General features: G+C 69.9%; 2 protein-coding genes. Both read left to right on the plus strand.

The window, feature by feature from the left end:
- The coding region (locus EQG76_RS30200) for a lytic transglycosylase domain-containing protein (protein ID WP_159718939.1) at window positions 1-1,163 on the plus strand (1,163 nt) is incomplete at its 5' end.
- Window positions 1,164-1,170: 7 nt separating this feature from the next.
- A complete protein-coding gene (moaB, locus tag EQG76_RS30205) occupies window positions 1,171-1,704 on the plus strand; it encodes a molybdenum cofactor biosynthesis protein B (RefSeq protein WP_159718940.1) in 534 nt (177 codons plus the stop codon).
- The last annotated feature ends 602 nt before the right edge of the window (window positions 1,705-2,306 follow it).

Consider the following 2,306-nt stretch of genomic DNA (forward strand, 5'->3'; position numbering starts at 1 on the left):
TCGATATCGCGCGCTGGCAGGTCGGCCGGGCACTCCTGGCGAATGGCGAGGCCAGGCAGGCCTACGCGCTGACCGGCCCAGCGGCGTTCCGCTCGGCCGCAGTCGTGCCGGCAATGGCCTGGACGGCCGGGCTATCTGCCTGGCGGGTGCGTGACTATCTGGGCGCCCAGCGCTTCTTCACCGAATTCGCCAACCGGCGGGGCTCCGTGCCGGCGGAGGCGGCGATGGGTGCCTTCTGGGCGGCCCGGGCCAGCCTGGCTGGCGACCGGCCGCAGTTCGTGCCGCGCTTCATGCGTTTGGCCGCCGCGGCTGGGGACAATTTCTATGGTCGGCTGGCCCGGGCGGTGCTGGGCGGGCCACTGCCCGGGCCAGCCACGGATGACGGGCTGAGCGACCGCGCGACCCTGACCCTGCTCAAATATGCGGGGGGCCGGCGGGCCCTGGCCCTGGCGCAGATCGGGCGGCCGGAACTGGTCGAGCTGGAGATTCGCGGCTTGGCCCGACGCCAGGACGACCCGCTCCTCGCCGAGGCGATCTGGAAGCTCACCGAGGCCATGGACCTCCCGCCCGCTGCCGCCGTGGCGGCGGGTCCAGAGGTCGAGCCGCCCGGCAGCGGCGACTATCCGGTGCCCAAGCTTCGGACCAGCCATTTCGTCCTGGACCGAGCCCTGGTGCTGGCGGTGATCCGCGCGGAGAGCGGCTTCGACCAGTTCGCGACCAGCCCCGTGGGTGCGCTCGGCCTGATGCAGATCATGCCGGCCACCGCGGCTGCTGTCGCCGAGCGCAAGGGCATCCTGCTGACCGATGGCGACCTGCATGATCCGCTCGTGAACCTGAAGCTCGGCCAGGGCTATCTCCAGTTCCTGATGGAGCAGAAGGAGATTGGGCCGAACCTGATCCTGCTGGCCGCCGCCTATAATGCCGGGCCTGGCCGGGTGGTCCAGTGGCTGGCGCGCGATCCGCAGGCCGACGATCCCCTCTACTTCCTGGAGAGCATCCCGCTGGTCGAGACCAGGAACTATGTGAAGAAGGTGCTGTCCGCCTACTGGGCCTACCAGGAGCGCTTCTCCCAGGCGACGACCTCGCTCGACGAGCTGCGCCTGGGCAGCTGGCCGACCTATCGGGCACGCGAGAGCAACCAGCGCACCGCTGCCAAGAGCTGAGGCGACCATGTCCGGACGGATCGACGAGACGGCTTCCTTCCAGGCCTTGCGCATTGCACTGCTCACCGTGTCGGACAGCCGCGACCGGACGAGCGACCGTTCCGGCGACACGCTGGAGGAACGGGTGCGCGCGGCCGGCCATCAGCTCGTCGCGCGCACGCTGGTGCGGGACGACGCGGCGGAAATCGCGGCGCAGCTCCGGGCATGGATCGCGGATCCGGGCGTCGAGGTGGTCATCTCCACCGGCGGCACCGGGGTGACCGGCCGCGATGTCACACCCGAGGCGCTGGCCGACGTGGTCGAGAAGGACATCCCGGGCTTCGGCGAAATGTTCCGGATGATCTCCTACGGCAAGATCGGCACCTCCGCCCTGCAGAGCCGCGCCTGCGCCGGGGTGGCGAACGGCACCTACCTGTTCTGCCTGCCGGGCTCGCCCGGTGCCTGCCGCGACGGCTGGGACGAGATCCTGCGCTGGCAGCTCGACATCCGCCACCGCCCCTGCAACTTCGCCGAGCTCTTGCCACGCCTGCGCGAGCGCTGACTGGCTGGGCCGCCGGCCACCTTCCACACGGTGCTCATGGAACGGCACGAGGCGTACCGGCGGCTGCATGGGTCTGCGGTTGGTCGAGCCACCGGACTGGGCATGACAAAAGAGCGACGGGTTGCCCGTCGGTGAGGATGCCGCGTAGTGGGCTGCTCCGTCACGAAACCGCCCTGCCGCCCATCATCGCCATCAGGATGCTGACCCATCGGTCCTGCGACAGCTCAGCGGGCGGTGGCCCGTTCAGGCCTTTGCAGTAGCTCAGGCTGCATCCTGCCGTGCTGGCAGGAGACTGCACCAGCGGAGTACGGGACAGGACTGACAGACAGCAGACGCCGGCACCGCCCCCTCTTCTCCGGCAACCCTTCTTCGACGCGCCGCGTGCAGCCGGCGCCGCACCTTGGCAGGTGCCAGGGGGATAGCGCATGGGGGTTAGTCCCGTGCCTGCGATCCACGACGACTCGAACACTTCTCCGCCGCCCGCCGACGGTCCTGCGCCGTCATGACGGCCTGCGAATGGCCAACCGGACGTGTGATACCACCTCCCTGAAGTCCTGCCCTGCTCAGGCAGGGATAGGCGGTGAGGCTGGTGCGCCTGCCGG

The sequence above is a fragment of the Geminicoccus flavidas genome, from assembly GCF_009806515.1.
In the GTDB taxonomy this organism is placed as follows: Bacteria; Pseudomonadota; Alphaproteobacteria; order Geminicoccales; family Geminicoccaceae; genus Geminicoccus; species Geminicoccus flavidus.

Excerpts from the sequence above, each read along its gene's own strand:
- moaB (WP_159718940.1), top strand. The coding sequence starts at position 1,171 with ATGTCCGGACGGATCGACGAGACGGCTTCCTTCCAGGCCTTGCGCATT.